This window comes from Gordonia amarae NBRC 15530, assembly GCF_000241345.1.
In the GTDB taxonomy this organism is placed as follows: Bacteria; Actinomycetota; Actinomycetes; order Mycobacteriales; family Mycobacteriaceae; genus Gordonia; species Gordonia amarae.
The window spans coordinates 1-24,652 of sequence record NZ_BAED01000035.1 but is presented as its reverse complement, the minus strand read 5'-3'; the positions used below and the strand labels follow the sequence as shown (position 1 = coordinate 24,652).

Annotated in this window: 21 protein-coding genes; 4 read left to right on the top strand and 17 right to left on the bottom strand. The window is 68.2% G+C overall.

The annotated features are described in order from the left end of the window. From GOAMR_RS10210 to ftsY, 6 genes are all read right to left on the bottom strand, one after another. Window positions 1–1,068: amidohydrolase family protein (locus GOAMR_RS10210; RefSeq protein WP_005186662.1), on the bottom strand; the 1,068-nt coding region annotated here is incomplete at its 3' end. Window positions 1,069–1,092: 24 nt separating this feature from the next. Beyond that, on the bottom strand, window positions 1,093–2,676 hold the full coding sequence (ffh, locus tag GOAMR_RS10205; protein ID WP_005186660.1) for a signal recognition particle protein: 1,584 nt from the start codon (window positions 2,674–2,676) through the stop codon (window positions 1,093–1,095). Window positions 2,677–2,705: 29 nt separating this feature from the next. Beyond that, the gene (locus GOAMR_RS10200; RefSeq protein WP_005186658.1) at window positions 2,706–5,285 is read right to left on the bottom strand and encodes a [protein-PII] uridylyltransferase; all 2,580 of its coding nucleotides are present in this window, start codon (window positions 5,283–5,285) and stop codon (window positions 2,706–2,708) included. Between the two features lie 186 nt (window positions 5,286–5,471). Then, window positions 5,472–5,810 carry a P-II family nitrogen regulator gene (locus GOAMR_RS10195; protein ID WP_005186656.1) on the bottom strand — a complete coding sequence of 113 codons (339 nt, stop codon included), beginning with the start codon at window positions 5,808–5,810 and terminating at the stop codon, window positions 5,472–5,474. Between the two features lie 49 nt (window positions 5,811–5,859). Continuing rightward, complete coding sequence (locus GOAMR_RS10190) at window positions 5,860–7,191, bottom strand: ammonium transporter (RefSeq protein WP_005186654.1); 1,332 nt, start codon at window positions 7,189–7,191, stop codon at window positions 5,860–5,862. Window positions 7,192–7,411: 220 nt separating this feature from the next. Beyond that, a complete protein-coding gene (gene ftsY / locus GOAMR_RS10185; protein WP_005186653.1) occupies window positions 7,412–9,103 on the bottom strand; it encodes a signal recognition particle-docking protein FtsY in 1,692 nt (563 codons plus the stop codon). Window positions 9,104–9,283: 180 nt separating this feature from the next. Here ftsY and GOAMR_RS10180 point away from each other — a divergent pair, with 180 nt between their 5' ends. Further along, a complete protein-coding gene (locus GOAMR_RS10180; RefSeq protein ID WP_005186652.1) occupies window positions 9,284–10,819 on the top strand; it encodes an acyl-CoA synthetase in 1,536 nt (511 codons plus the stop codon). A 15-nt stretch (window positions 10,820–10,834) separates the two neighbouring features. On the opposite strand, the gene GOAMR_RS10175 is transcribed toward GOAMR_RS10180, so the two are convergent. The 4 genes from GOAMR_RS10175 to GOAMR_RS10160 form a co-directional block, all read right to left on the bottom strand. Beyond that, window positions 10,835–11,659, bottom strand: coding sequence for a hypothetical protein (locus GOAMR_RS10175; RefSeq protein ID WP_005186651.1), 825 nt, complete (start codon window positions 11,657–11,659; stop codon window positions 10,835–10,837). An 11-nt stretch (window positions 11,660–11,670) separates the two neighbouring features. Continuing rightward, a complete protein-coding gene (gene smc / locus GOAMR_RS10170) occupies window positions 11,671–15,273 on the bottom strand; it encodes a chromosome segregation protein SMC (protein ID WP_005186648.1) in 3,603 nt (1,200 codons plus the stop codon). Between the two features lie 99 nt (window positions 15,274–15,372). Next, entirely contained in the window at window positions 15,373–15,654 is a 282-nt protein-coding gene (locus GOAMR_RS10165) for an acylphosphatase (RefSeq protein WP_040514925.1), read from the bottom strand. Between the two features lie 34 nt (window positions 15,655–15,688). After that, window positions 15,689–16,114 (bottom strand): OsmC family protein, encoded by a 426-nt coding sequence (locus GOAMR_RS10160; protein WP_005186644.1) that lies wholly within the window; start codon window positions 16,112–16,114, stop codon window positions 15,689–15,691. Between the two features lie 264 nt (window positions 16,115–16,378). Between GOAMR_RS10160 and GOAMR_RS10155 the strand changes: the two genes are divergently transcribed. Together GOAMR_RS10155 and GOAMR_RS10150 are read left to right on the top strand one after the other, a co-directional pair. Continuing rightward, the gene (locus GOAMR_RS10155; RefSeq protein ID WP_005186641.1) at window positions 16,379–17,323 is read left to right on the top strand and encodes an alpha/beta hydrolase; all 945 of its coding nucleotides are present in this window, start codon (window positions 16,379–16,381) and stop codon (window positions 17,321–17,323) included. 116 nt (window positions 17,324–17,439) lie between these two features. Then, on the top strand, window positions 17,440–17,976 hold the full coding sequence (locus GOAMR_RS10150) for a hypothetical protein (protein WP_005186640.1): 537 nt from the start codon (window positions 17,440–17,442) through the stop codon (window positions 17,974–17,976). 54 nt (window positions 17,977–18,030) lie between these two features. On the opposite strand, the gene mutM is transcribed toward GOAMR_RS10150, so the two are convergent. The 7 genes from mutM to rsmD form a co-directional block, all read right to left on the bottom strand. Beyond that, window positions 18,031–18,942, bottom strand: a complete 912-nt coding sequence (mutM, locus tag GOAMR_RS10145; protein ID WP_005186637.1) for a bifunctional DNA-formamidopyrimidine glycosylase/DNA-(apurinic or apyrimidinic site) lyase — start codon at window positions 18,940–18,942, stop codon at window positions 18,031–18,033. Then, window positions 18,935–19,759 (bottom strand): ribonuclease III, encoded by an 825-nt coding sequence (rnc, locus tag GOAMR_RS10140; RefSeq protein ID WP_005186635.1) that lies wholly within the window; start codon window positions 19,757–19,759, stop codon window positions 18,935–18,937. Before rnc ends, mutM begins: the two co-directional genes overlap by 8 nt. Further along, window positions 19,756–20,370, bottom strand: coding sequence for a YceD family protein (locus GOAMR_RS10135; protein ID WP_005186630.1), 615 nt, complete (start codon window positions 20,368–20,370; stop codon window positions 19,756–19,758). The genes rnc and GOAMR_RS10135 overlap by 4 nt, the downstream gene beginning before the upstream one ends. A 99-nt stretch (window positions 20,371–20,469) precedes the next feature. After that, complete coding sequence (locus GOAMR_RS10130; protein ID WP_005186628.1) at window positions 20,470–21,270, bottom strand: DivIVA domain-containing protein; 801 nt, start codon at window positions 21,268–21,270, stop codon at window positions 20,470–20,472. A 139-nt stretch (window positions 21,271–21,409) separates the two neighbouring features. Continuing rightward, window positions 21,410–21,898, bottom strand: a complete 489-nt coding sequence (gene coaD / locus GOAMR_RS10125; protein WP_005186625.1) for a pantetheine-phosphate adenylyltransferase — start codon at window positions 21,896–21,898, stop codon at window positions 21,410–21,412. Between the two features lie 263 nt (window positions 21,899–22,161). Continuing rightward, complete coding sequence (locus GOAMR_RS10120) at window positions 22,162–23,235, bottom strand: nitronate monooxygenase (RefSeq protein ID WP_005186623.1); 1,074 nt, start codon at window positions 23,233–23,235, stop codon at window positions 22,162–22,164. A gap of 211 nt (window positions 23,236–23,446) precedes the next feature. Continuing rightward, window positions 23,447–23,995 (bottom strand): 16S rRNA (guanine(966)-N(2))-methyltransferase RsmD, encoded by a 549-nt coding sequence (rsmD, locus tag GOAMR_RS10115; protein ID WP_005186620.1) that lies wholly within the window; start codon window positions 23,993–23,995, stop codon window positions 23,447–23,449. A 176-nt stretch (window positions 23,996–24,171) separates the two neighbouring features. Here rsmD and ectA point away from each other — a divergent pair. Further along, window positions 24,172–24,652: diaminobutyrate acetyltransferase (gene ectA, locus GOAMR_RS10110; RefSeq protein WP_005186615.1), on the top strand; the 481-nt coding region annotated here is incomplete at its 3' end.

Below are 24,652 nucleotides of genomic sequence, written 5' to 3'. Positions count from 1 at the left end.
CCGCCCCGAACACACGATGGCTGCCGGCGACCGCAACGCCGAGATCCGCTCCCGCGGGTCCTCGCCGACCACCAGAAAGTCGGCGCGGTCGCCTTCCGCGAGACCGCCGGCGCCCAGCCAGGTGCGCGCCTCGATACTCGCCGCGGCGAGCGCATCGACCGGGCGCCAGCCCAGGTCCACGAGCGCCTCGATCTCGTCGACGATGCGCCCGTGGGTGACGAACCCGCCGGCGTCGGTGCCGGCGAACATCGCCACCCCGGCCTCCCGCGCCGCTCCGAAAACCTCCCCCGCACCCGCGTGCAGCGAGAGCATGTTGGCCTGATAGACCGGGAACCGGTCGGCGCCTGCGGCGATACCCGGAAAATTATCCACCTGAATCACGGTGGGCACCAAGGCAATCAACTTCTCGACCATCTTGTCGATCAGGTCGGCGGTCAGGCCGGTGCCGTGCTCGATGCAGTCGAATCCGGCGTCGATGATGTCGCCGAGCGCATCGGTGCCGAACACATGCGCGGTGATCCGGGCCCCGGCGTCGTGCGCGGCGGCAGCAGCGGCAGCCAGCGTGTCCCGGTCCCAGAGCGGGGCGAGATCACCGACCTCGCGGTCGATCCAGTCGCCGACGATCTTGACCCAGCCGTCGCCGTCGGCGGCCTGTCTGGCCACCTCCGCCGGCAGGTCGGCCGGGTCGACGAGGTCGACGCTGTAGCCGCGCATATATCGCTTGGGCCGGGCAATGTGGCGTCCGGACCGGATGAACCGCGGGCAGAGCGGATCGTCGTCGAGCGGATGGGTATCGAGCGGTGATCCGACCTCACGGATCAGCAGGGCACCCGCACGCGCGTCGGCGTACGCGGACTGCCGGGCCTGCTCGATGGTCACGTCGAGACCGGGCGCGATGCCGACGTGGTTGTGCGCGTCCACCAGCCCCGGGACGATCCAGCCGCCGTCGACGGCCGTCTCGGCCGAGGCCACCGGCTCGAAGGTGATCCGACCGTCGACCACCCAGAATTCGAGACTCTGCTCGGTGAACGGATCGATACCGCGAAAATGCAACGCGCCCTGTGTCATCGGTGCTCCCGGGGACGAAGCGGCCTAGTTGCCGCGCTTCTTCGGCTGCTGGAACTGCGAGACGTCGATACCCTCAAGGCCCGGCGGCAGTTCGTTGAGACCGGCCGGCATGTTCGACAGGTCCGGGAACCCTGCGGGCATACCCGGCATCCCGCCCGGCATCCCGGGGAAACCGCCGCGCATCTTCGGCGGGGTCGGCCCACGGCCGCGTCCCTTGCCCTTCTTGCCCTTGCCTTTACCCTTGCGGGCGTTCTTCCGGCCGGCCGGCCCGAAGCCCATACGCCCGGACATCTGCGCCATCATCTTGCGGGCCTCGAAGAACCGGTCGACGAGCTGGTTGACCTCGCTGACGGTGACCCCCGAACCGTTGGCGATACGCAGGCGCCGGGAGGCGTTGATGATCTTCGGATTCTCCCGCTCGGCCGGCGTCATGCCGCGGATGATGGCCTGCACCCGGTCGAGCTGCTTGTCGTCGACCTGCGCCAGCACGTCCTTCATCTGGCCCGCGCCGGGCAGCATGCCCAGGATGTTGCCGATGGGCCCCATCTTGCGGATCATCAGCATCTGTTCGAGGAAGTCCTCCAGCGTCAGCTCACCCTGGGTGATCTTGGCGGCGGCCTCCTCGGCCTGCTGTTGATCCCAGTGCTGTTCGGCCTGCTCGATCAGGCTGAGCACATCGCCCATCCCCAGGATGCGGCTGGCCATCCGGTCGGGGTGGAAGACGTCGAAGTCTTCGAGCTTCTCGCCGGAGGAGGCGAACATGATCGGCTGGCCGGTCACCTCGCGCACCGACAGTGCGGCCCCGCCGCGGGCGTCGCCGTCGAGTTTGGTGAGCACGACGCCGGTGAAGCCGACCCCGGACTGGAACGCCTCGGCCGTGGAGACCGCGTCCTGACCGATCATCGCGTCGACGACGAACAGCACCTCGTCGGGGTCGGTGGCCTCGCGGATGTCGGAGGCCTGACGCATCAGTTCCTCGTCGATGCCGAGGCGGCCCGCGGTGTCGATGACCACCACGTCGTAGTGCTGGGAGGCGGCCTCATCGATACCGGCCTTGGCCACCGCGACCGGGTCTCCCGAGCTGACGCCGAGAGTGCCCTCGCCGCCGATGCTGGTGCCCGGGTGCGGCGCGAACACCGGCACCCCGGCCCGCTCGCCGACGATCTGCAGCTGCGACACCGCGCCGGGACGCTGCAGGTCACACGCCACCAGCAGGGGGGTGTGCCCCTGCTGCTTGAGCCAGTTGCCGAGCTTGCCGGCGAGGGTGGTCTTACCGGCACCCTGCAGGCCGGCCAGCATGATGACGGTCGGCGGCTTCTTGGCGAACTGCACGCGCCGCGTCTCGCCGCCGAGGATCGCGATGAGTTCCTCGTTGACGATCTTGACGACCTGCTGCGCCGGGTTGAGCGCGGCCGAGACCTCGGCGCCCTTGGCGCGCTGCTTGATCTTGGCGATGAAGCCGCGGACCACCGGCAACGAGACATCGGCCTCGAGCAGCGCCAGGCGGATCTCCCGGGCCGTCCGATCGATGTCGGCGTCGGAGAGTTTGCCTTTGCCGCGCAGATCCTTCAGGGCACCGGTCAACCGGTCGGAGAGGGAATCGAACATTCCTCTAGTGTTCCATGCCTGCGGCCGACTCAGCTGATCGGCACACCTGACCGGGAGGTCCCGCCGGTACCACCGGGCCCGTTGCCCGAATTCGGTTCCACCCGCGGCTGCGGTTGCGGACAGACCTTGAGGATGTCGGCCTCTACCGCGGCCCGGAAGTCCGGGTCGTCGACGCTGCGCTCGGGATCCGAGCGCCGAATGCAGAACGTGTCGACGACGGTGTTGCCGAGCGTGGTGACCTTGGCCCACCGCACGTCCACGCCATGCGCCTCAAGGACCGCGCTGACGCGACTGAGCAGTCCGATCCGGTCGTCGACGCGCAGTTCGAGGATCGCCTGCCCGCCGACCGCGTCCGCGCCGGCACCTGACGACTCACCCGGAACCCCCGACCACAGGATCCGGGCGGGCGCCACGGCGAACAAGGCGGGAACCGCGAACTTGGCGTGCCCTGAGCCGTCGGTGGCGGGGTCGGTGCTCCCCGCCGACGCCGATACCCCGGCCAGCGCGCCGATGCCCTCGGACACGCTGGCGATGGTGGGGATCGGTGATTCGGCCTCGCGGGCGTCGAGACGCGCGAGGACGTCGACCTTGCCCTCGACAGCGGCGATCAACTGCTGACGCATCAGGCCGACCTCGGGCGGGCTGCCGAAGCGCGGCACCACCACGAACGAGTTCACCGCGCTGCCGTCGTGGCTGCGCACCGACGCCGACTGCGCCCGCAGACCGTGCAGGCCGAGCACACCGGCCATCTTCGACAGCAGGCCCGGCCGGTCCGGGGCGACCATCGTGACCGTGTAGGTGTGCAGGCCCTCCGCCGGGGAGATCTCGACGGCGAACCCGCCCGCCTCGGCGAGCGCGATCTGTTCCGGCGACAACGGTTCGGCGACAACGGGTTCGACGCCATCGATCAGCCGCATGCACCGACGGACGAGGTCGTGGATGAGTGAGGATTTCCAGTCGCCCCACACACCTGGGCCGGTGGCCAGCGAATCGGCCTCGGCCAGTGCCGCGAGCAGTTCGAGCAGCACCCGGTTGCCGCCGAGCGTGTCGACGACGAACTGCGCGGTGTCCGGATCCTCCAGGTCGCGGCGCGTGGCCACCGACGGCAGCAGCAGGTGGTGACGCACCATCTCCGACAGGATCGTCACGTCCTGCGGCCACAGCCCCATCCGGTTGCCGAGCTGGATGGCCAGTTCAGCGCCGACGATGCTGTGGTCGGCGCCCCTCCCCTTACCGAGGTCATGGATCAGCGCCCCGAGCACGAGGAGGTCGGGACGGGTGACCCGGGTGGTCATCGCGCTCGCATAGGAGGCGGTCTCCACCAGATGCCGGTCGACGGTCCACGAATGGATCGCATCGCGCGGCGGCAGGTCGCGGACCGCTCCCCACTCGGGAATCAGCCTGCCCCACAGTCCGGTCCGGTCGAGCGCCTCGATCGGGTCGACCATGTGGTGCCCCGATCCGAGCAGCACGATCATGTCGCTGAGCGCCTCACGCGGCCACGGCTCCCGCAGTTCCGGTGCATAGTCGGCGAGCCTGCTCAGCGTCGAGGCGCTGATCGGCAGGCCCGTGCGTGCCGACGAGGCCGCCACGCGCAGAATCAATCCCGGGTCCCGGCTCGGAATCGCGTTGCGCGCCAACACCACCTCGCCGTTGTGCTCCACCACACCCTCGTCGAGGGGGCGACGCACCGGTGGGCGCCGGAGCTTGGCCAGACCGCGCCGGGGCAGTGCGTTGCCCGCGGTGCGCAGGCCGACGTCGATGGAGTAGCTGATGGTGCGGGCGGCGTCGCTGATGGACCGTGCCAGGTCGAATCGGTCGCCGATCCGCAGAGCGGCACCGATCTCGTCGGCATCCTGGGCGCGGACCTGTTCACGCGGCCGGCCCGCGATGCGGTGCAGTTCAGTGCGGATATCGAGCAGCCGGACGTAGGCGGTCTGCGGCGCCGACCCCGACGGATCCGCACGTGCCTGGCTCACGCCGTCGGTCAGTTGCGCGATGGCGAGCGCACCGAGCAACTGCACATCGCGCAGTCCGCCCCGACCGCTCTTGAGGTCGGGTTCGGCGCGGTGCGCGATATCCCCGGCGCGGCGCCAGCGGTCCTGTGCGTGGGTGACGATGTCGGGAAAACGGGTGCGGATCTGGGATCGCCACTGCTGGCGCACACCACCGATCAGCAGCTTGGACAGGTCTTCGTCGCCTGCGATGTGCCTGGCCTCGAGCAGGCCCAGCGCGGCGGTCACGTCCTCGGCGGCCACCGACAGCGCCTGCGGCACAGTGCGAACCGAGTGGTCGAGCGGAATGTTGGCGTCCCACAGCGGATACCACAGGCCGTCGGCGACCTCCGACACCTTGGCCGCGGGCAGATCGTCGTGCAGCAGGATCAGGTCGAGATCGGAATACGGCAGCAGTTCCCCACGCCCCAGGCCACCGACGGCGACGATCGCCAGACCGCTGTCGGCGGTGATTCCGAGTTCGGCTCCTTTGCTGTTGAGCCAGAACTCGTGCAGGTCGACGAGTACCTGACGCAGGCCCGGTGCGTCGAGTTTGCCGGAGCGGGCCGATGTGAGCAGTTGGCGTCTGGCCTGGGCAAGATCTGTTGCTGCCATGGGCTTCTCGATACCTCGCAGATTCGTGGAAGGGCAGATTCGGGAACGGGCTGACCGCCGACCGGTCCGGGACACGACCCGTGCGCAGCCGATCGTGAGATGGTCGCGGCCCCGCGCCTGATGAGTCATCAGTCGCGGGGCCGCGATGCACGGTGCCGGCCGGGTCATGGACCCGGATAGGTGGTGCTAGAGGGCGTCGCCCCCGCGCTCACCGGTACGGACCCGGACCACCGAGTCGACCGGCGAGACCCAGACCTTGCCGTCACCGATCTTGCCGGTGCGGGCGGCCTCGACGATCACGTCGACGACCTTGTCCACGGCCGCGTCGTCGACGACGACCTCGACACGAACCTTGGGTACGAAGTCGACGGAATACTCAGCACCCCGGTAGACCTCGGTGTGGCCCTTCTGTCGCCCGTAGCCCTGGACCTCGCTCACGGTCATCCCGAGGATGCCCGCCTGTTCGAGTCCTGCCTTCACGTCTTCGAGAGTGAACGGCTTGACGATGGCAGTGATCAGCTTCATGAATTATCCCTCTCCACAGGATTCAGCGTAGTTGTCGATGTGAGCGTGTTCACGCTGATTCATAGGCGGTCTCGGCGTGTTCTGCCTCATCGATGCCGACCTTCTCATCCTCATCGCTGACCCGCCAGCCGAGCGGCTTGAGAGCGAAGGCGATGGCGGCGGTGAGAACACCGGTGAAGACCAGGGCGAACAGGGCGATCACGAACTGGACGACGAGGAGCTTTGCGTCGCCGCCCCAGAACAGGCCGTCGCCCTTGGCGAGCAGACCGATGCCGATGGTGCCCCACAGGCCGGCGACGAGGTGCACGCCGACGACGTCGAGCGAGTCGTCGTAGCCGTACTTGTTCTTGAGGCCGATGGCCAGGGCCGCCAGAACGCCGGCGACAGCACCGAGGATCAGCGAACCGACCGGGGTCAGCGCGTTACAGGCCGGGGTGATGGCGACCAGGCCGGCGACGATACCCGAGGCGGCGCCCACGCTGGTGGCGTGCTTGTCGCGGATGATTTCCACTGCGAGCCAGCCGAGGATGGCTGCCGCGGTGGCGGCGGTGGTGTTGACCCAGACCTTGCCCGCGGTGGCGTCGGCGGCGAGTTCGGAGCCGACGTTGAAGCCGAACCAGCCGAACCACAGGAGCGCGGCACCCAGCATGACGAACGGGATGTTGTGCGGACGGTAGGCGGTGCGGCCGAATCCGACGCGCTTGCCGACGATGATGGCCAGGACCAGGCCGGCCATACCGGCGTTGATGTGAACCACGGTGCCACCGGCGAAGTCGACGGGAGCGACCTTGGCCGCGCCGTCCTCGGTGCCGAAGAGCCAGGACGCGAAACCGGTCTCGGCGCCCGACATGATGCCACCGCCCCAGACCATGTGGGCGAGCGGGAAGTAGACGATGGTCGTCCACACCACGGTGAACACGAGCCAGGTGGAGAACTTCACGCGTTCGGCGAGCGATCCGGAGATCAGCGCGACGGTGATCACGGCGAAGGTGAGCTGGAAGCCCAGGAACACGATCGACGGAATCGACAGACCACCGGTCACGACGAGGGTTTCGTTGCCCTTCTCGATTGTGTTGGTCAGCTGGTCGGAGCCGAACAGCGAGAACGGGTTGGCGAAGATACCGAGAATGTCGTCGTCACCGGTGATGCCGTTGCTGAAAGACATCGAGAAGCCCCACAGCACGTAGACGACGCTGACCGTGGCCAGCGAGCCGAACGACATCATCATCATGTTCAGAACGGACTTGCCGCGGGACAGGCCTCCGTAGAAGAAGGCCAGGCCCGGGGTCATCAGCAACACGAGGGCCGCGGAGGTGAGAATCCACGCCGTGTCGCCAGTGTCGAATGTGCCAAACGATTCTGTTGGCAGCGCGAGAACCACTGTATGAAACCTCCTGACGAGTTACGCCGACCTCTCGGCGCCTGTGATGACTCTGTCGGGCGGTGGTTTCGGTGGTGGTGCGCTGGTGTTTCAGGCCGGTGAACCACGGCGCGGAATATATTTCATCTGCGTAAACCGGCAAGACAGCTCTCAGCGGCATCTCACAGTGGCACGACACGGATGCGAGTTTCGCGTGCCCGTGTCGTGCCCGGATTGCGGCCTACAGCAGCGCGTCGACGAAGGCTCCGGGCTCGAATGGCGCCAGATCGTCGGCGCCCTCGCCGAGGCCCACGAGCTTCACCGGCACACCAAGTTCCTCCTGCACGTTGAACACGATGCCGCCCTTGGCGGTGCCGTCGAGCTTGGTGAGGGCCACGCCGGTGATCTTGACGACGTCGGCGAACACGCGGGCCTGCACCAGGCCGTTCTGTCCGACCGTGGCATCGAGAACGAGGATCACCTCGTCGACGGGGGCCTTCTTCTCCACCACGCGCTTGACCTTGTCGAGTTCGTCCATCAGACCCGTCTTGGTGTGCAACCGGCCCGCGGTGTCGATCATCACCACGTCGACACCGTCCTCGATGCCCTTGGCGACGGCGTCGAAGGCCACGGATGCGGGGTCGGCGTTCTCCTTGCCACGCACCACCTGGGCCCCGACCCGCTCGCCCCATGTCTGCAGCTGGTCGGCGGCGGCGGCGCGGAAGGTGTCGGCGGCGCCGAGCAGCACCCGCCTGCCGTCGGCCACCAGTACGCGCGCCAGTTTGCCGGTGGTGGTGGTCTTGCCGGTCCCGTTGACGCCGACGACCAGCATCACCGACGGCCGGTCGGCGTGTGGGAGCGCCCGGATCGAACGGTCGTACTCGGGGTGCAACTGTTCGATGAGTACCTTGCGCAGGAGCGCCCGCGCGTCGTCCGCGGTGCGGACGGGATTACTGGCCAGTTCGGTGCGCAGCTTCTCGACAACCGCCGTGGTGGAGGTGGTGCCGAGGTCGGCCATGATCAGCGTGTCCTCGATCTCCTCCCAGCTGTCCTCGTCGAGGTCGCCGGCGCCGAGCAGGCCGAGCATCGACTTACCGATCGCGCCCTGCGACCGGGACAGGCGTCCGCGCAGCCTGCCGAGGCGTCCCGCTGTCGGGGCGATCTCGTCGATGGCCGGGGCGACGGTGGCCGATTCGGCGGTGTCGGGGACGGTGACGTCCGGTTGGGTGGGAGCTTCAGGGGCGGCGGGCGCTTCAGGGGCAGCGTCCTCAGGTTCCGCCGGCGCTTCCACCTCGGGTACGGCCGGGCTGTCTGCCGCCGGTGCGGCCGGGGTGTCGACGTCGGCGATGGGGGTCTCGGCGGCGGGCGCCTCCGTCACCGCCGGCTCATCCTCGACGACCTCGGTGGCCGCCTCGGGTGCGGCCGCCTCCTCCGTCACCTCGGGTTCGGCGCCGGCCTCGCTGTCGGTGCCGCTCTCAGGCTCTGCCGGGGCCTCAGCAGGGGGCTCCACGACGGGGGGCTCCACGACAGGGGGAAGCGACACCTCGCGGACGGTGCGCTTCTCGGCATCGCGGGGCACCGCTGCGTCGTCACCGACACCGGGCTGTCCGTCGACGTCGGTGCGCTCCCCCGGCGGCCGGACCGGTTCGGTGGGGGTGGCCGGTTTGGTGGGCTTGGGTGGTTCGGGCGGTGTGGGAGGCTCGGCGAGTGCCGTCGAACCCTGACTGAAACTGAACCCGGACCCGGCCTGGTACCCGCCGGATCTGTCGACCTGCCGCTGCGTGCCGTCGGGGGTGCCGTCGACCTGTTTACCGGCGGATTCGTCCTCGGTGAGCGAGATCTGACGACGCCGCGACAGTACGGTCCCGAGGCCGATCAGCGCGACGATGAGCAGTACCGCCACCACAATGCCGATGACCAGTCCTGTGTTCACTCCACACGTCCTTCCTTAGCGTGGGTTCCAGTCAATCAGACAGCGGCGCCAGGCACCGATCCGGCGAGCCGAAGTCCGTTCCCGCAAGCGAACGCGACGGCATCACCACCCGGCATACGATCGGGACATATATCCCACATGTCTGTATGTCCGCTGATCCTCCCTATCAAGGAGTCGCCCGTGTTCCCTGGAAACTTCGTCGCCACCACGCCGGACAAGCCGGCGGTGATCGCCGCCGCGACCGGTGAGTCGCTCACCTACCGACAGCTCGACGAGAACTCCACCCGGATCGCCAATCATCTCGCGGCCCTCGGCCTGGTGCGCGGTGACAACGTCGCCGTGGTGTCGGACAACAGCCTGCGCATCTTCGAGGTGTACTGGGCGGCGCTGCGCAGCGGTATGTACCTCACCGCGGTCAACCACCATCTGACCGCAGAGGAGACCAACTACATCCTCACCGACTGCGGGGCGCAGGTCGTGTTCGCCGGCGCGAACGTGGCGGCCGCCGTCGCCGACGCGGGTGAGCTCGAGTCGCTCGCCCGGCCGGGTCACCGGATCGCCTGGGGCGGCGCGATCGACGGCTTCGACGAATACGAGCGCGTGCTGGCCGGGGCCTCGCCGGAGCCGCGTACCGATCAGCCGCGGGGCACCGATTTTCTGTACTCCTCGGGCACCACGGGCCGCCCCAAAGGCATCAAGATCCCGCTGCCCGACGGCCAGGTCAACGAGATCCCCGACACCTACACCGTCGTGTTCGGCGGTCTGTACAAGTTCACCTCCGACACCGTGTACCTGTCCCCCGCCCCGCTGTACCACGCCGCACCGCTGCGCTACTGCGGTGTCACCAACTCAGTCGGCGGCACGGTCATCATGATGGACCGCTTCGAACCGGAGGCGGCGCTGGCCGCGATCGACAAGTACCGCGTCACGCACAGCCAGTGGGTGCCGACGATGTTCATCCGGATGCTCAAACTGCCCGCCGAGGTCCGCGAACGGTACGACGTGAGCAGCATCCGGTACGCGGTCCACGCCGCCGCGCCGTGCCCGATCGAGGTCAAGCGCGCGATGATCGAATGGTGGGGGCCGGTGATCCACGAGTACTGGGCGTCGACGGAGGCCGCGGGCGCCACCATGATCGGGCCCCAGGACGCGCTGGAACGTCCGGGGTCGGTCGGGACGGCGTTGCTGGGCATCATCCATATCTGCGACGACGCCGGTGCCGAACTTCCCGTCGGCGAGGTGGGGCTGGTGTACATCGAACGCGACTTCGTCCCCTTCCAGTATCACAACGACCCGGTCAAGACTCGCGAAGCCCAACATCCTGAACACGAAACCTGGTCCACCACAGGCGATATCGGATATCTCGATGAGGACGGCTTCCTGTACCTGACCGACCGCAAGGCGTTCACCATCATCTCCGGTGGCGTCAACATCTATCCGCAGGAGGCCGAGAACATCCTGATCGGGCACCCCGCGGTCTACGACGTCGCGATCATCGGGGTTCCCGACGCGGATCTGGGCGAGGTGGCCAAGGCATGTGTGCAACTCGCGCCGGGCTACACGCCGTCCGAGAAACTCGCCGCCGAACTCCTCGGCTACGTGGGCGAGCGGATCGCCGCTTTCAAGGTGCCACGGTCGGTCGACTTCCTCGACGACCTGCCCCGCACCCCCACCGGGAAACTGGTCAAACGCGAACTGCAGAAACAGTATTCGTGACCATGCGGGCCCGCCTCACCCCGCCATCGGGGGTGCGGCGGGTTCCGTCCCCGGAGCCCAGGCGGGCGAACGCACCACACGCCAGCCGGAGGAACCACCGCTGACCACCACGTCGCTGGCGGTGAAGGCGACCGCGATCCCGGTATCGGAGACCTCGACGCCCCCGACGGTGACCGCCTCGGTGAGGGCGTCGACGTTCTGGGTGAACCGGTCGACGAACATCTGCACGAAGTCGGACAGCACGAATGCGCCGAACACCTCGGCCCGCACCACCGAGAACCGGATGCGGCCCTCTCGCGCCGTCGGCCGGATGGTGATCGAGACGGGGACGGGCATGATCATCAGTTGCGCCGACGCCTTGACCCGCAGGGTCCCCTTCCCGGCGTTCCCGGTCAGTGAGGCAACGGTTCCAGCGCCCGCCGAGCCGGCAGCGATGGCCAGCAGCCTGGTGAAGGAGATCTGTGCCGACGCGTCGACACCGCGCACGTGGGTCAGTCCGCTCTTGTCGTAGGTGAGGTCGTCGGCGGTGCCGGTGAGCACGATCCCGTCGACCTCGACGGTGCCGTGCAGCGCGCCGATCGTGGGCCGGTTTCCGAGGGTGAGGCGCTCGGCGCGCACGTCGGTCCACTCGCCGCCCGAGCCGAAGCCGGTCGCGTGCACGTGCGGCACCATCCCGAAGTACTGCAACACGAGCGGGCGCCGGCTCAGGGCGACCGCGATCGGATAGCCCGCCACATCCGACAGCCGGCCGGTGAGCCGGTCGCCGATCACGCGCCGCGACATCACCTCGGCAACCACGAACAGGGCCACCAGCGCAAGCAGAACCAGTGCGATTGTCATCAGCGCAGAGGCTACCCGGGTTCGGTCGCGGGAACCGCGATATCCACCCCGCGCAGCCGCTGCGAGATCACCGTGGTGATGCCGTCGCCGCGCATGCTGACCCCGTACAGGGCGTCGGCCACCTGCATCGTCGGTTTCTGGTGGGTGATGACGATGAGCTGTGACTTTTCCCGCAGTTGTTCGAACAGGCCGATGAGCCGCTGCAGGTTGGTGTCGTCGAGGGCGGCCTCCACCTCATCCATCACATAGAACGGCGACGGCCGCGCCCGGAAGATCGCCACCAGCATCGCCACCGCGGTCAGCGACTTCTCGCCACCGGACAGCAGCGACAGACGCTTGACCTTCTTGCCCGGCGGGCGGGCCTCCACCTCGATGCCGGTGGTGAGCATGTCGCCGGGATCGGTGAGCACCAGCCGGCCCTCGCCACCGGGGAACAGTGAGGCGAAGACCTGCTCGAACTCGCGCTCGACGTCGGCGTAGGCCTCGGTGAACACCTGCAGGATGCGGGCGTCGACCTCCTCGACGACCGCCATCAGGTCGGCGCGGGCCGCCTTCACGTCCTCGAGCTGGGTAGACAGGAAGTTGTAGCGTTCCTCCAGCGCCGCGAACTCCTCCAGCGCCAGCGGGTTGACCTTGCCGAGCGTGTTGAGATCCTTCTGCGCCCTCTTGGCCCGGGCCTCCTGGGCGCGCCGGTCGAACGGCATCGCCACCGGTGCCACCACCTGGTCGCCGCGCTCCTTGGCCTGCTCGTACTCGGCAATCTCCAGCGCCGACGGCGGCATCGGCACGTCGGGGCCGTACTCGGCGATCAGGTCGTCGGGGCTGATCGCGAACGATTCGAGGATCTGTTCTTCGAGCTGTTCGATGCGCAACGCCGCCTGCGCGCGCGCCATCTCGTCGCGGTGCACGCTGTCGCGCAGCGCGTTGAGCCGGTCGGTGAGCTGCGCGGATTCGCGTTTGAGTTCATCGAGCGCGGCCGTCCGCAGTTTGCGGATGCCGTCGAGTTCGTCGCGGCCCCGTTGCGCGGCCGCCACCGCCGCCCGCACCCGCTGAGCGACCTCGGCGCCGACCGCTGCCACCGACTGCGCGACCACCGCGGATTCGCGCCGGGCCTCGTCGGCGAGCCGCTGCCGTTCCCGGTTCTCCCGTTCCCTCATCGCCGCCCGCCGCAACGAATCGGCCTTGCCGCGGACCGAGGCGAGGCGTTCCTCCGCGGTCCGCAACGCCAGGCGGGCCTCCATTTCGACGCTGCGCGCGGCGCCGACGGCCTCACTGGCGGCGAGCCTGTCGAGGTCGTCGTCGAGGGCCACCGGATCGGTGTCACCGGCACTGCGCACATTGCGCAGCCGTTCCTCAAGTTCATGCAGGGCGGCCAGGTTCTCGCCACGGGTCTCCTCGGCCCGGTCCCGCTGGCGGGTCAGGCGTTCGGTCTCGGACTGCACGGTCCGCAGTTCCTGCCCGAGCCGGCCTAGTTGCTCGTAGGCCGCGCCGAGGTTGGCGTCGGATTCGTGCAACGCGGCGAGCGCTTCCTCGGCGGCGGCCCTGCGGTCGGCCTGTTCGGATTGAGCACCCGACAGAGCGGCGGTGACCTCCTCGACGGTTCGTCGGGCCGCATCGAGTTCGGCGCGGGCGGTGTCGATCGCCGACTGCACCTCCAGGCTCGACTGGCGCCGCGATGATCCGCCTTCCACGGCGGCGGGACCGATCCGGTCTCCGTCGCGGGTGATGGCACGCAGGTGGTGGTGCTGGGCCAGCGTCAGCCCGACCGCGGCGTCGTCGACGATCACGGTGTCGGCGAGCAGCAGGTCGAGGGCACCGCGCACGGCGTCGGGGCAGGTCACCAGGTCGGCGGCCCAGCGGGCGCCCGCGGGAAGGTCGACGGCGCGACGGTTCCCGTTCACCGGCAGCCCGCTCACGATGAGCGAGGCCCGGCCGCCGTCGCCGGCGCGGAGGGCGGTCAGCGCACCGAGCGCGGCGGTGCCGTCGACGGTCACGATGGCGTCGGCGAGGGTGCCCAGCGCCGACGACGCCGCCGTCTCGAAACCGGGTTCGACGGTCAGCACTTCGGCCAGCGGGGCGAGCAGACCGTCGAAGGCGTTCTCGCGCAACCACGTTCCGCCGTCGCCGCGTTCGAGGCTGCCCGCGAGCACCTCGATGCGGGCGGTGAGGGAGGCGATGCGCTGTTCGGCGGTGCGTTCCTCGGCGAGCAGGGCGGCCACCCGCTGGTCGGACAGGTCGAGTGCGGCCACGCACCGGTCGTGGTGTTCGTCGAGTCCGGCTTCGGCGCCTTCGAGCTCTGCGAGCAGCGCCTCGGCCGAGTCCTGGGCCTGCCGGGCCTGATCGGCGCGTTCGGTGGCCGACGCGATGGCCTCGGTCAGCCGGGCGGTCTCGGCGTCGACGGATTCGGTGCGGGTACGTAGGTTGGCCACCTGCCCTTCGAGCCGGGCGATGCCCTCACGCTGGTCGGCGATGGCCCGCACCGCCTCCAAGTGGGCGCGTTCGGTGGCCTCGGCAAGCGATTCCCTTTCGGCCAGTTCGGTTTTGGCCTCGTCGAGGCGTTCGGAGGCCATCTCGACGGCCTCGGTCAGCTCCATCTCGGTGTCGGCGGCCTCCTCGGCCTCCATCTCGAGTTCCTCGGGATCGGGTCCGCTGGGCAGTGCCGACGGCTCCGACAGGTACCGGCTGCGTTCGCCGGCGACGCGGCACGTGGCGTCGACGCGTTCGGCAAGCGCCGACAGCCGGAACCAGCCCTGGCCGGCGGCCTCGGCGGCGGGAACGATCTCAGCCAGGTGGGTCTCGTGTTCGGTGACCGAGGCGGTGATGGTGTCCAGTTGCGCGGTGACGGTGTCCTGTTCGCGGCGCACCTCGTCCTCGACGGCGGTGTGCTGGGCCATCTCCTCACGCCGGGTCACCAGGTCGTCGGCGGCCAGCCGCAGCCGGGCGTCGCGCAGATCTGCCTGGATGGTCTGGGCGCGGCGGGCCACCTCGGCCTGTCTGCCGAGCGGTTTGAGCTGACGGCGCATTTCGGCGGTGAGGTCACCGAGCCGGTCGAGGTTGGCCTGCATGCCCTGCAGTTTGCGGACGGCCTTCTCTTTGCGGCGGCGGTGTTTGAGGACACCGGCGGCCTCCTCGACGAACGCGCGCCGGTCCTCGGGCCGCGATTCCAGGATCGCCGCCAGGCGCCCCTGGCCGACGATGACGTGCATCTCACGGCCGATGCCGGAGTCCGACAGCAGTTCCTGCACGTCCATCAACCGGCACGAACTGCCGTTGATCTCGTACTCACCGGCGCCGTCGCGGAACATGCGCCGCGTGATGGACACCTCGGAGTAGTCGATGGGCAGCGCCCCGTCGGAGTTGTCGATGGTCAGCGTCACCTCGGCCCGGCCGAGCGGGGGCCGCCCGGAGGTACCGGCGAAGATGACGTCCTCCATCTTGCCGCCACGCAGCGCCTTGGCGCCCTGCTCACCCATCACCCAGGTCAGCGCGTCGACGACGTTCGATTTGCCTGATCCGTTCGGGCCCACCACGCAGGTGATGCCCGGCTCGAACCGCAGCGTCGTCGCCGACGCGAACGATTTGAACCCTTTGAGGGTCAGGCTCTTGAGATGCACGACCGACAAGCCTACCCGCGGGGTACGTCAGGACCCGGCCACACGCCGTTGTGGTGTACCTCTGCGCGCTGCCCGCCGGGTTCCCGGTGATCGGAGTGATCAGCGCTCCCGAAAACCGTCCAGGTCTCCCCTGGCCGCCGAGAAGTCATCGATGACCAGGGTCACCTGCCCGGGCGTGTTGCCGTTGCGCAACCAGTCGAGCAACTGGTCGAGGGCGACGCGGGACCCTTCGGCCACCACCAGCACGCGGCCGTCGGCCTGGTTGGCCGCGTACCCGACGAGGCCGAGTTCGAGGGCGCGCGAGCGGGTCCACCAGCGGAAGCCCACACCCTGAACATGCCCGTGGACCCAGGCGGTCAACCGTTGCGGCGCTGCGCTCATCACTCAAAGGTAGCCGGTGTGCACCGGCTCACCTTCAGTCGGTCTCGATCGCCAGGTTGACCTCGGCGCCGGCCTTGATCGTCCGTCCGACGGTGCACACGGCCTCCACGGCCCGCTCCACCACCACCAGCAGCCGCTGGGCAGCCTCGGCGTCGAGTTCGGACAGGTCCACTTCGAGGATCTCCGACAGTACCGGGTACACCTCGTTCTCGCGGTCGGCGGGACCGCTCACCCGGATCGTGGCGTCGTAGTCGTCACCGAGACGCCGCGAGAGCGGCTTGTCCGACGACATGCCGGTGCACGCGCCGAGCGCGATCTTCAGCAACTCACCGGGGGTGAACACACCCTCGACGTCCTCGGACCCGATCAACACCTCCGCGCCCCGCGAGCTGTGCCCGGTGTAACGGCGGGTTCCGGTGCGCTGCACCCAGAGTTCGGTCGGGGTCGTGGGAGTGGTCATGGGTGTGAGTAGACCTTTCGGTTGGGGATTCACGTGTCAGGTGGTGCCAACGTCCCCGGCAGACGATTCCTTCCACCGGGCGCGCGTTCAGGAACCTCCGCGCCGTTTCCTCCCACGAGTACAGGATTTGGATCGTACCCACTGCGTCGCCACCCCGAGCATGGCGATCGATTCAGCCTCGATCAGTTTCCGCATGTCCGCACGCAGCAGTTCGGCGATCATCGCCTGCGGGGCGGAGTCTTTGAGCGCAAGTAGCATGGCCGCATGGATTTCGCGCTGAGGAGCCTCGTCGAATCAGCCTCGACGGCGGATGCTCGGGCGACCAGGGAGTTCTACCAGGCACGACCACGCGCCTGCGCACTGGCCGACTATCAACAGTTGTTGCAGGTGCGCGCGGCGCGGCAGGAACGATTCACCGGGTCCGGCCGCGCGGTCGTCGACACGGTGAACCTGGCCGGCTATGCCGTACGAATCCGGATCATCGAGCCATTACAGCGTCCGATCGTCGGAGTGCTGCTGCATATTCCGGGTGGTGGCTTCTATATGAGTTCGGCAGTCGCCGACGACGAGCGCAATGTCCGGCGCGCCGATGCCACCGGGCTCGTCGTGGTCAGCGTCGACTATCGGCTCGCACCCGAGAACCCGTGGCCGGCGGCCCCGGATGATTGCGCCGCAGCCGCTGAATGGCTGATCGCGCGTGCGCGGGATCGGTTCGGCACCGACAGGCTGCTCCTGGGCGGCTTCTCGGCCGGGGCCACCTTGGCCGTCGTCACCTTGTTGCGCCTGCGTGCGGGTGGTACCGTCGGCGCGTTCAGCGGGGTGCTGCTCGAAGCGGGTACCTACGACCTGAGTCCGCACACCCCATCGGGTCCGGCCGTCGCCGATGACTACTTTGTCGAGGCGTACGCGGGTCACGTTCCGGACCGCACGCTGCCCGACATCTCACCGGCCTACGGAGACCTCCGTGACCTCCCGCCCACGCTTGTGGTCGTCGGCAGCGACGACGTCGTACTGCCTGACAATCTGCTGATGGCCGGTCGGCTGTCGGCAGCGGGCAACGACGTAGACCTCCGGATCTACCCTGATGTGCCACACGGCTTCTCCAACCACCCCACGCCCGTGGGACGCACAACCACCGAGGCCACCGACGCCTGGCTGGTCTCCACACTCAATCGCCGAGCAACGGCCTTCGCAGGCCCAGGCCGCTAGGGTGAGATGACGACGATCGTCCGACCGGCCAGCCCGCGAGCCGCCATGTCTGATCATGGGGACGCCGATTCCTTGACCGTCAACCGAGAAAGTTCGCTCCCTCAAAGGAGGCAGTTATGCGCCGACCACTGGTCCTGATCGCGCTGCTGGGTTCTGCTCTCGCCGTAATCATGGCGACGGGCGTCGCTCAGGCACGCCCCGCCCCGACCGACGCCAAGGCATCGTTGATCGCAGCCGGCGTACCCGCTCAGGTCGTGACGCGGGCTTTCGCCAGAACCCCGGCGGCCACCGGTCCCGTCGTGCACCTCACGAATCCCGGTGTCGGCCAGCCGGCGGGCACCGTCGACGCCGTGATCGACCACAAAACCAAGACCGTGCAGGTCATCCAGCGCTTCAATTGGCGGCCCTCGCAGCTTTCGGTCGGCTGGGTGAATCTGTCCACCGGAGCCTCCGGTATCAGCGGCCTCCCCAACCGGCTCCCACGTCCGGACCTCAGCCCCAACTACTTCGATTCGGCCACAACGCTTCACACCGGCCCAGGGCCGGTCGCCCTCGTGGTGTGGGGCACCATTCCCGGCTGGACCGGCCTGATGTCCCTCGCCCCCGAATACTTCGGTGTCCTCACCCCCGGAGGTGGCATCCTCAGCGTCTGAGGCGGGAGGATGTGACCGCTCGGGGTATCCGGCGACCGATTCCCGCCGACGCGGTCAGGTCTTACGGGCTCGGGGCGGTTTCTGGCAGTGCGGGCAGTAGAACGAACTCCGGTTCATGAATGCGGTGCGCCGCATGACGGTTCCGCACCGTCGGCACGGATCGCCCTCGCGGCCATACGCATTGAGGGAGCGTTCGAAGTAGCCGGACTGGCCGTTGACGTTGACGTACAGCTCGTCGAAGGAGGTGCCGCCGACGGCGATGGCCTCACTCATCACGCCGGCGACGGCGTCGAGGAGTTCGGCGAGTTTGGCACGGGTGATCCGGTCGGTGACGCGCTCGCCGTGCAATTCGGCCCGCCATAGTGACTCGTCGGCGTAGATGTTGCCGACACCGGAGATCACCGACTGATCGAGCAGAACCCGTTTGATCTCGGTGTGTTTGGCACGGATGCGGCCGATCACCTTCCCTTGGTCGTACGACGCCTCGAACGGGTCGGGCGCGATGTGCGAGATCGATTCGGGAACAACAATTCCGGAGGCATCCACCGCCCAGTCGTCAACGAACCAGCCGCCGAAGGTGCGCTGGTCGACGAAACGCAGCTCAATCGGATCGGAGTCGGCGTCCACGCCGGGGCCCAGGTTCAGGCGGATCCGCAGGTGGGTCTCGTCGAGTGCTCCGGGTTCGGCGATCAGCAACTGCCCGCTCATCCCGAGGTGAATGACGACGGCCCAGCCTTCTTGTACCGCAGCATCTTTCCCGCCGCCGACGGTGAGCCACAGGTACTTGCCACGGCGCCGCACGCCGGTGATGATGAGCCCTCGCAGCCGGGCGATCAGATCACCCGCCCCTCCGGTCTGGCGTCGCACCGCCCGCGGATGCAGGACCTCGACCTGGTCGATTCGGCGGCCGATGATGTGCGCCGCGAGGCCGAGCCGGATGGTCTCGACCTCGGGCAGTTCAGGCACTCGCGGTTCCGGTTTCTTCGGTGGTAGGTACTGATTCCGTTGCCCCAGCGGGGGATTCGTCAGCAGCCGAGTTTTCCGGGGCGGTGTCGCCGGCGCCGGTGGCGCGGTTGTTCAGTTCCTCCCAGGCCAGTGCCGCCGCCTTCTGCTCAGCCTCCTTCTTGGAACGGCCGACGCCCGTGCCCATCTCCTCGCCGCCGACGATCGCCGTCGCGGTGAATTCCTTGTCGTGGTCCGGGCCGGTGGAGGTGATCTGATACTGCGGCGGACCGAGTTCGCGTTCGCTCGACAGTTCCTGCAGCGACGTCTTCCAGTCCAGACCCGCGCCCAGTTTGCCGGCCTTGCCGATCACATCGTCGAAAATGGCCAGAATGATCTCCCGGGAGGTTTCCAGACCGTGATCGAGAAACATTGCGCCGAACAGTGATTCGAGTCCGTCGGCGAGGATGCTCGCCTTGTCGCGGCCGCCGGTGAGTTCTTCGCCGCGGCCCAGGTACAGGTGGCGACCCAGACCGCCCTCGCCGAGACCGCGGGCCACGTCGGCCAGCGCGTGCATGTTGACGACGCTCGCACGGATCTTGGCCAGTTCACCTTCCGGCCGGTCCGGGTAGCGATTGTACAGCCGCTCGGTGACCACCACGCCCAGCACCGAGTCTCCGAGGAACTCCAGGCGCTCGTTGGTGGGCAGCCCACCGTGCTCGTAAGCGTAGGAGCGGTGCGTCAGCGCGAGCGTGAGCAGCTCCGCCGAGATCGGTACTCCGAGCGCGTCCGTCAGATCGGTAAAGCCGTTCTCACCGTTGTCCCCCGACCGCTGAGTCACTGTGTGCCGGCCCCCGTCCCATCGTTGTCGTCGGTCTTGCCGTCTTCTTTGAGAGTGTCAAGCTTGGCCGCCAGTCCGGCCCACCGCGGGTCGATCACGTCGTGACTGTGATCGGGATCCGCGATCGCCAGTCGCACCCCGCACTGCGGACACAGACCCGGGCAGTCCTCGGAGCACAGCGGCGACATCGGGAGTTCCATCGCAACACCGTCGATGATCGACTGCTCGAGGTCGATCTGCTCATCGACGATGCGGTGCACGTCCTCCTCGTCGGTGGTCTGTTCGGTCTCGCTGTCCGGGTAGGCGAACAGCTCGGTGAGGAACACGTGGACCGTACCCTCGACCGGCTCGAGACATCGCGAACACTGACCGGCCGTCTCACCGCACACGGTGCCGGTGACGAGCACCCCCTCGGACACCGACTCGAGGCGCAGGTCGACGTCGACCTCGGAACCTTCTTCGATGCCGATCATCTCCACACCGATGCGCGAGGGGGTGCGGATCGTGCGATGGACCTCGGCCATGGTGCCGGGGCGCCGGCCGAGGCTGCTGATGTCCAGCACGAACGGCGCTGGGCTGGTCACGGATTGAGCTGACACGGTATGCACCATACGCCCGAGCCGGGACCGGGGCCAGTGACCGCGCAGCTCACCGGGAGGGCCGTCCGATCATCCGGGGCGCCGACGTGCCGTACGCGGCGCCCCCGACGATCAGACCGCCAGCGGGGCCTCGTGATCCCGGGGCGAGCCCTGACGCTCGGCGTCGACGCTGCGGGGGTAGTCGACGTAGTCGTGCATGCCGGCCCCGGTGCGCAGCTGGTGCCGGCCGCGGTTGACCGAGCGCAGCGTGCCGGTGAGAACCTCTTCGAACTGGGCGAGCTTCTCGTCGACGTAGACGTCGCAGTCGCCGCGGAGCCGGTCGGCCTCGGCGTGGGCGGCGTCGATGATCCGCTCGGCCTCGCTCTTGGATGCCGCGACGACCTCGGCCTCGGACACCAGGCGCTGCTGTTCGGCGATACCGTCGGCGACCGACTTGTCATAGGAGTTGTTGCCGGCGTCGATGGTGCGCTGCGCCTCCGTGCGGGCCCGGCCCGTGACCGACTCGTATTCGCGGGCGGCGCTCGAACGCATCCGGTGCGCCTCTTCGGCCGCCTCGTCGACGATGGACTTGCCGTGCGACTTGGCCTCGTCGACCATCCGGTCGGCCTGCGCCTTGGCGTCGGCGAGGATACGGTCGGCCTCGGCCCGCGCGTTCTCCAGCGTCGACTCCGACTCGGAGTCGGCCTTGGTGATCACGGTGTCGGAGTGCTCGCGCGCGGAGCTGATCAGCTCGTCGCGCTGGTCGAGCACGTCCTGGGCGTCGTCGAGTTCACCTGGGATGGCGTCCTTGAGGTCGTCGAGAAGTTCGAGCACGTCGCCACGCGGGACGACGCAACCGGCGGTCATCGGGACGCTCCGCGCTTCTTCGACGATGGCGATCAGTTCATCGAGTGCTTCAAATACCCGGTACACAGCTACCTCATTCCCTGCGATGGTCTGTCCGGCGGCGCGACTGGATGTGGCCGACGAGACTGCTGTGACTATTGTGCAGAAAGGTAATGCTGTTACCGGTGAAGCTGGTGTGGCGTGTCGCGGACGTCCGGGCGTGCCGCTAGACCTTCCGCTCCCCCGTCACCGCGGCCATCAGCCGCTCGTGAATATGCGGCGACAGGAACGGTGACACGTCGCCCCCGAGCCTGGCCACCTCCTTGACCAGCGAACTCGACACGTGGGCATACCGGGGGTCGGTGAGCAGGAACACCGTCTCGATATCGCTGAGTTCGCGGTTCATCTGGGCCATCGGCACCTCATAGTCGAAGTCGACGGCCGACCGCAGGCCCTTGACGATGGTCGAGTACCCGTTTGCGGTCAGGAAGTCGACGAGCAGCCCGGTCCACCGGTCCACGCGGACATTGGGCAGGTCGGCGCAGTCGTCCTCGATGAGTGCGATGCGTTCATCGACGCTGAACATCCCCGACTTGTTGGGATTGACGACGACGGTGACCACCACCTCATCGAAACGCGCGGCGGCGCGCTCGACCACATAGCGGTGGCCGAGGGTGAACGGATCAAAGGAGCCTGGGCAGACAGCGGTAGCCATGCCTCAGCAACTTACCCGCCCCCACACGCGGCCAGACATCTTGATCCCCACCCCCACCGCAACCGAACATCTGCCGGCCGTGACCAAACACCGCAACCACCACCCCGGCCGCGACCACACACCGCAACCACCATCCCGGCCGCGACCACACACCGCAACCACCACCCCGGCCGCGACCAAACATCTTGATCCCCGAGGCCGAAGCGACGGAGGAGCGAGGGTCACGAGGGGTCAGGCGACGGACCCGCCTGACGCCACCACCCTCACTCCGTCCCGCCCCCGGTGAGATTGGCGATGATCTGCGCGGCCGGCCCCTTCTGCACGGCATCCCAGCCGTCCCCGGCCCACAGGTTCAGTACCTGGGTGTTCCCGGCCGCCGCGGCCGCGGCCCGCAGCGGTTTGGTCATGTAGTGCACCTGCGGGTACGCGGCAGGAGCGTCGACGTTCATCGTCGCGAACCGATTGGCAAGCGCCCGCGCCGGACGCCCGGAGTACGCGCGGGTGACGACGGTGCCGCGGTACTCCCAGTTGAACACCGCGTTCCGGTACGGCTCGGAGGTACCGGCCTCGTCGGAGCACAGCAGGGCCGTTCCCACGGCGACGGCGGTGGCCCCCGCATCGAGCAGCGCGCGGACGTCGTCGGCCACGCCAACCCCACCCGCGGCGATGATCGGCACGTCGGTGGTCTTGGCGACCTTGCGGACGAGCCCCGCCGTGGACATGCCCGGACCGCCGTGCGGATGGCCGGGGTCGTCGCGCCAGATCCCCCGATGCCCACCGGCCTCCACGCCTTGCGCGATCAGCGCATCCGCACCCGACGCGAGGGCAGCAGCCGCCTCCTCCGGCGAGGTCACGGTGACGAACACCTGCGCACCGACCTCCGAGTGGATCCGGTCCACCAGCACCGGACCCGGGTCGGCGAATGTCGTGCTGACGAAGGCCGGCCGGTGCCGGGCCAATACCGCGATCTTGGCGTCGATGTCCTCGTCGAAGAACACCGGATCACCGACCTCAGCCCCGAGTGTGTCGGCATCGATCTGCAGCCGCGTGCGGTATTCGGCGATCTCGTCGGCCAGTTGCTCACCCAGGTCGGTGCCGGGCAGGAACAGGTTGACCCCGTAGGGCCGTTCGGTCAGCCCCTCGACTTCGGTCAGCAGCGGTTCGAGTTGTTCGGCGGTCAGGTACCCGGCGGCAAGGGTGCCCAGGCCGCCCGCGTTACTGACCGCGGCCACCAGCGCGGGTGTGGTCGGCCCACCCGCCATCGGCGCCCCGACTATCGGCACCGACCATTCGATCGGTCCGATCCGCACGCCCTGCATTCCCTGCGATTCGCTCATCGTTGTTTGCCACCTCCGTGTGTGACCGAAGCATAGTTCGTCAAGAACACGGTATGTCAAAAATGAGAATCATATTTCAGGGTGCCCGGCACCGGCCTCGGGCGGACGAGCGGTCGCTACACGGGTGGCTGATTCCAGGGCTGCGGCCCCGCCCCCAGAACCGGACCGGGGCTGCCTGGCCATCCGCCGTGGCCTGAACCCCCAGGCGTAACTATCTGCGCACGATCTCCACGCGCGTATCGCCATACGACTTGTCGGCCACGACGTCCACCGATCCGGGCCACTCGACCCGCGCAGATCTGGTGGATCGTTCGAGGATCAGCAGCCCGTCCTCGGCGAGGAAGCGGTCGGCGACAGCCCGCACCTCGTCCTGGACGGCATCGGTACCGAGGTCGTAAGGCGGGTCCATGAAGATCACGTCGAACGGCGCCCCGGCGCCGGACAGGTAGGTGCCGACCTCCTGAGTCAGCACCCGGGTGCCCGACGAGACTCCGCATGCCTTCAGGTTGGTGGCGATGACCGCGGTGGCCTTGCGGCGGGAGTCGACGAACACCGCCGACGCCGCACCTCGGGACAGGGCTTCGATACCGAGCGCACCCGATCCGGCGTAGAGGTCGGCCACGGCTGCGCCGTCGAGGTCGATGCGGGCGTCGAGCATATTGAAGACGGCCTCGCGCACCCGGTCGGACGTGGGCCGTGTCCCGTCGTCGGGAACGGCGATCCTGCGGCCCCCGAAACGGCCGGCGATGATCCTGGTCATGGTGAGCCATTCTCCACCTCCGGGGCCCTGCCGGATCCCCTCGCCCCACCCCGGTTTAGCGTTACTGTGACGCTTGTCACAACACCGTGATGACCTGGTAGGACCATCGTATTTCGGGCATCAATTTCGCTCCGCGAATGATTTCCGGGAAATGCGTTGTTAACGTCGAAACGGTCATGAGCCCGTCCCAAACAAGCACGACCCCGACACCCGTACCCACCATCGACTACCGGCTTCCGTCCATGGAAGACGGTCGTCGGCTCTGGGAAATCGCTTCGGACTCACAGGTTCTCGACGTCAACTCGCCGTATGCCTATGTGCTGTGGTGCCACGACTTCGCGGCCACCTCCATCGTCGCCGAGATCGACGGCCGGCCAATCGGTTTCGTCACCGGATATCAACGGCCCGACAATACGGCGGTGCTGATGGTGTGGCAGGTGGCCGTCGATCACGCCGCCCGCGGGAACGGTGTGGCGGCCACGATGCTGCACAAACTCTTCCTCCGGTGCGCGAGCGCCGGAATGGTGGCCATGCACACCACGATCAGTCCCGACAACGAAGCGTCCCAACGACTCTTCGCCTCGGTGGCCGCAGCGCGTGGCCTGGAGTTCCGCCGTCAGGATCTGTTCGACGCGGCACTGTTCCCCGATGCGCACC

Bases quoted from the DNA above. Each gene is read 5' to 3' on its own strand.
- GOAMR_RS10155 (WP_005186641.1), top strand. From the start codon at position 16,379: ATGGATTTCGCGCTGAGGAGCCTCGTCGAATCAGCCTCGACGGCGGAT.
- ffh (WP_005186660.1), bottom strand. From the start codon at position 2,676: ATGTTCGATTCCCTCTCCGACCGGTTGACCGGTGCCCTGAAGGATCTG.
- GOAMR_RS10175 (WP_005186651.1), bottom strand. From the start codon at position 11,659: ATGACAATCGCACTGGTTCTGCTTGCGCTGGTGGCCCTGTTCGTGGTT.
- GOAMR_RS10120 (WP_005186623.1), bottom strand. From the start codon at position 23,235: ATGAGCGAATCGCAGGGAATGCAGGGCGTGCGGATCGGACCGATCGAA.
- rsmD (WP_005186620.1), bottom strand. From the start codon at position 23,995: ATGACCAGGATCATCGCCGGCCGTTTCGGGGGCCGCAGGATCGCCGTT.
- GOAMR_RS10195 (WP_005186656.1), bottom strand. From the start codon at position 5,810: ATGAAGCTGATCACTGCCATCGTCAAGCCGTTCACTCTCGAAGACGTG.
- GOAMR_RS10150 (WP_005186640.1), top strand. From the start codon at position 17,440: ATGCGCCGACCACTGGTCCTGATCGCGCTGCTGGGTTCTGCTCTCGCC.
- GOAMR_RS10135 (WP_005186630.1), bottom strand. From the start codon at position 20,370: ATGGTGCATACCGTGTCAGCTCAATCCGTGACCAGCCCAGCGCCGTTC.
- coaD (WP_005186625.1), bottom strand. From the start codon at position 21,898: ATGGCTACCGCTGTCTGCCCAGGCTCCTTTGATCCGTTCACCCTCGGC.
- GOAMR_RS10160 (WP_005186644.1), bottom strand. From the start codon at position 16,114: ATGACCACTCCCACGACCCCGACCGAACTCTGGGTGCAGCGCACCGGA.
- GOAMR_RS10165 (WP_040514925.1), bottom strand. From the start codon at position 15,654: ATGAGCGCAGCGCCGCAACGGTTGACCGCCTGGGTCCACGGGCATGTT.
- GOAMR_RS10200 (WP_005186658.1), bottom strand. From the start codon at position 5,285: ATGGCAGCAACAGATCTTGCCCAGGCCAGACGCCAACTGCTCACATCG.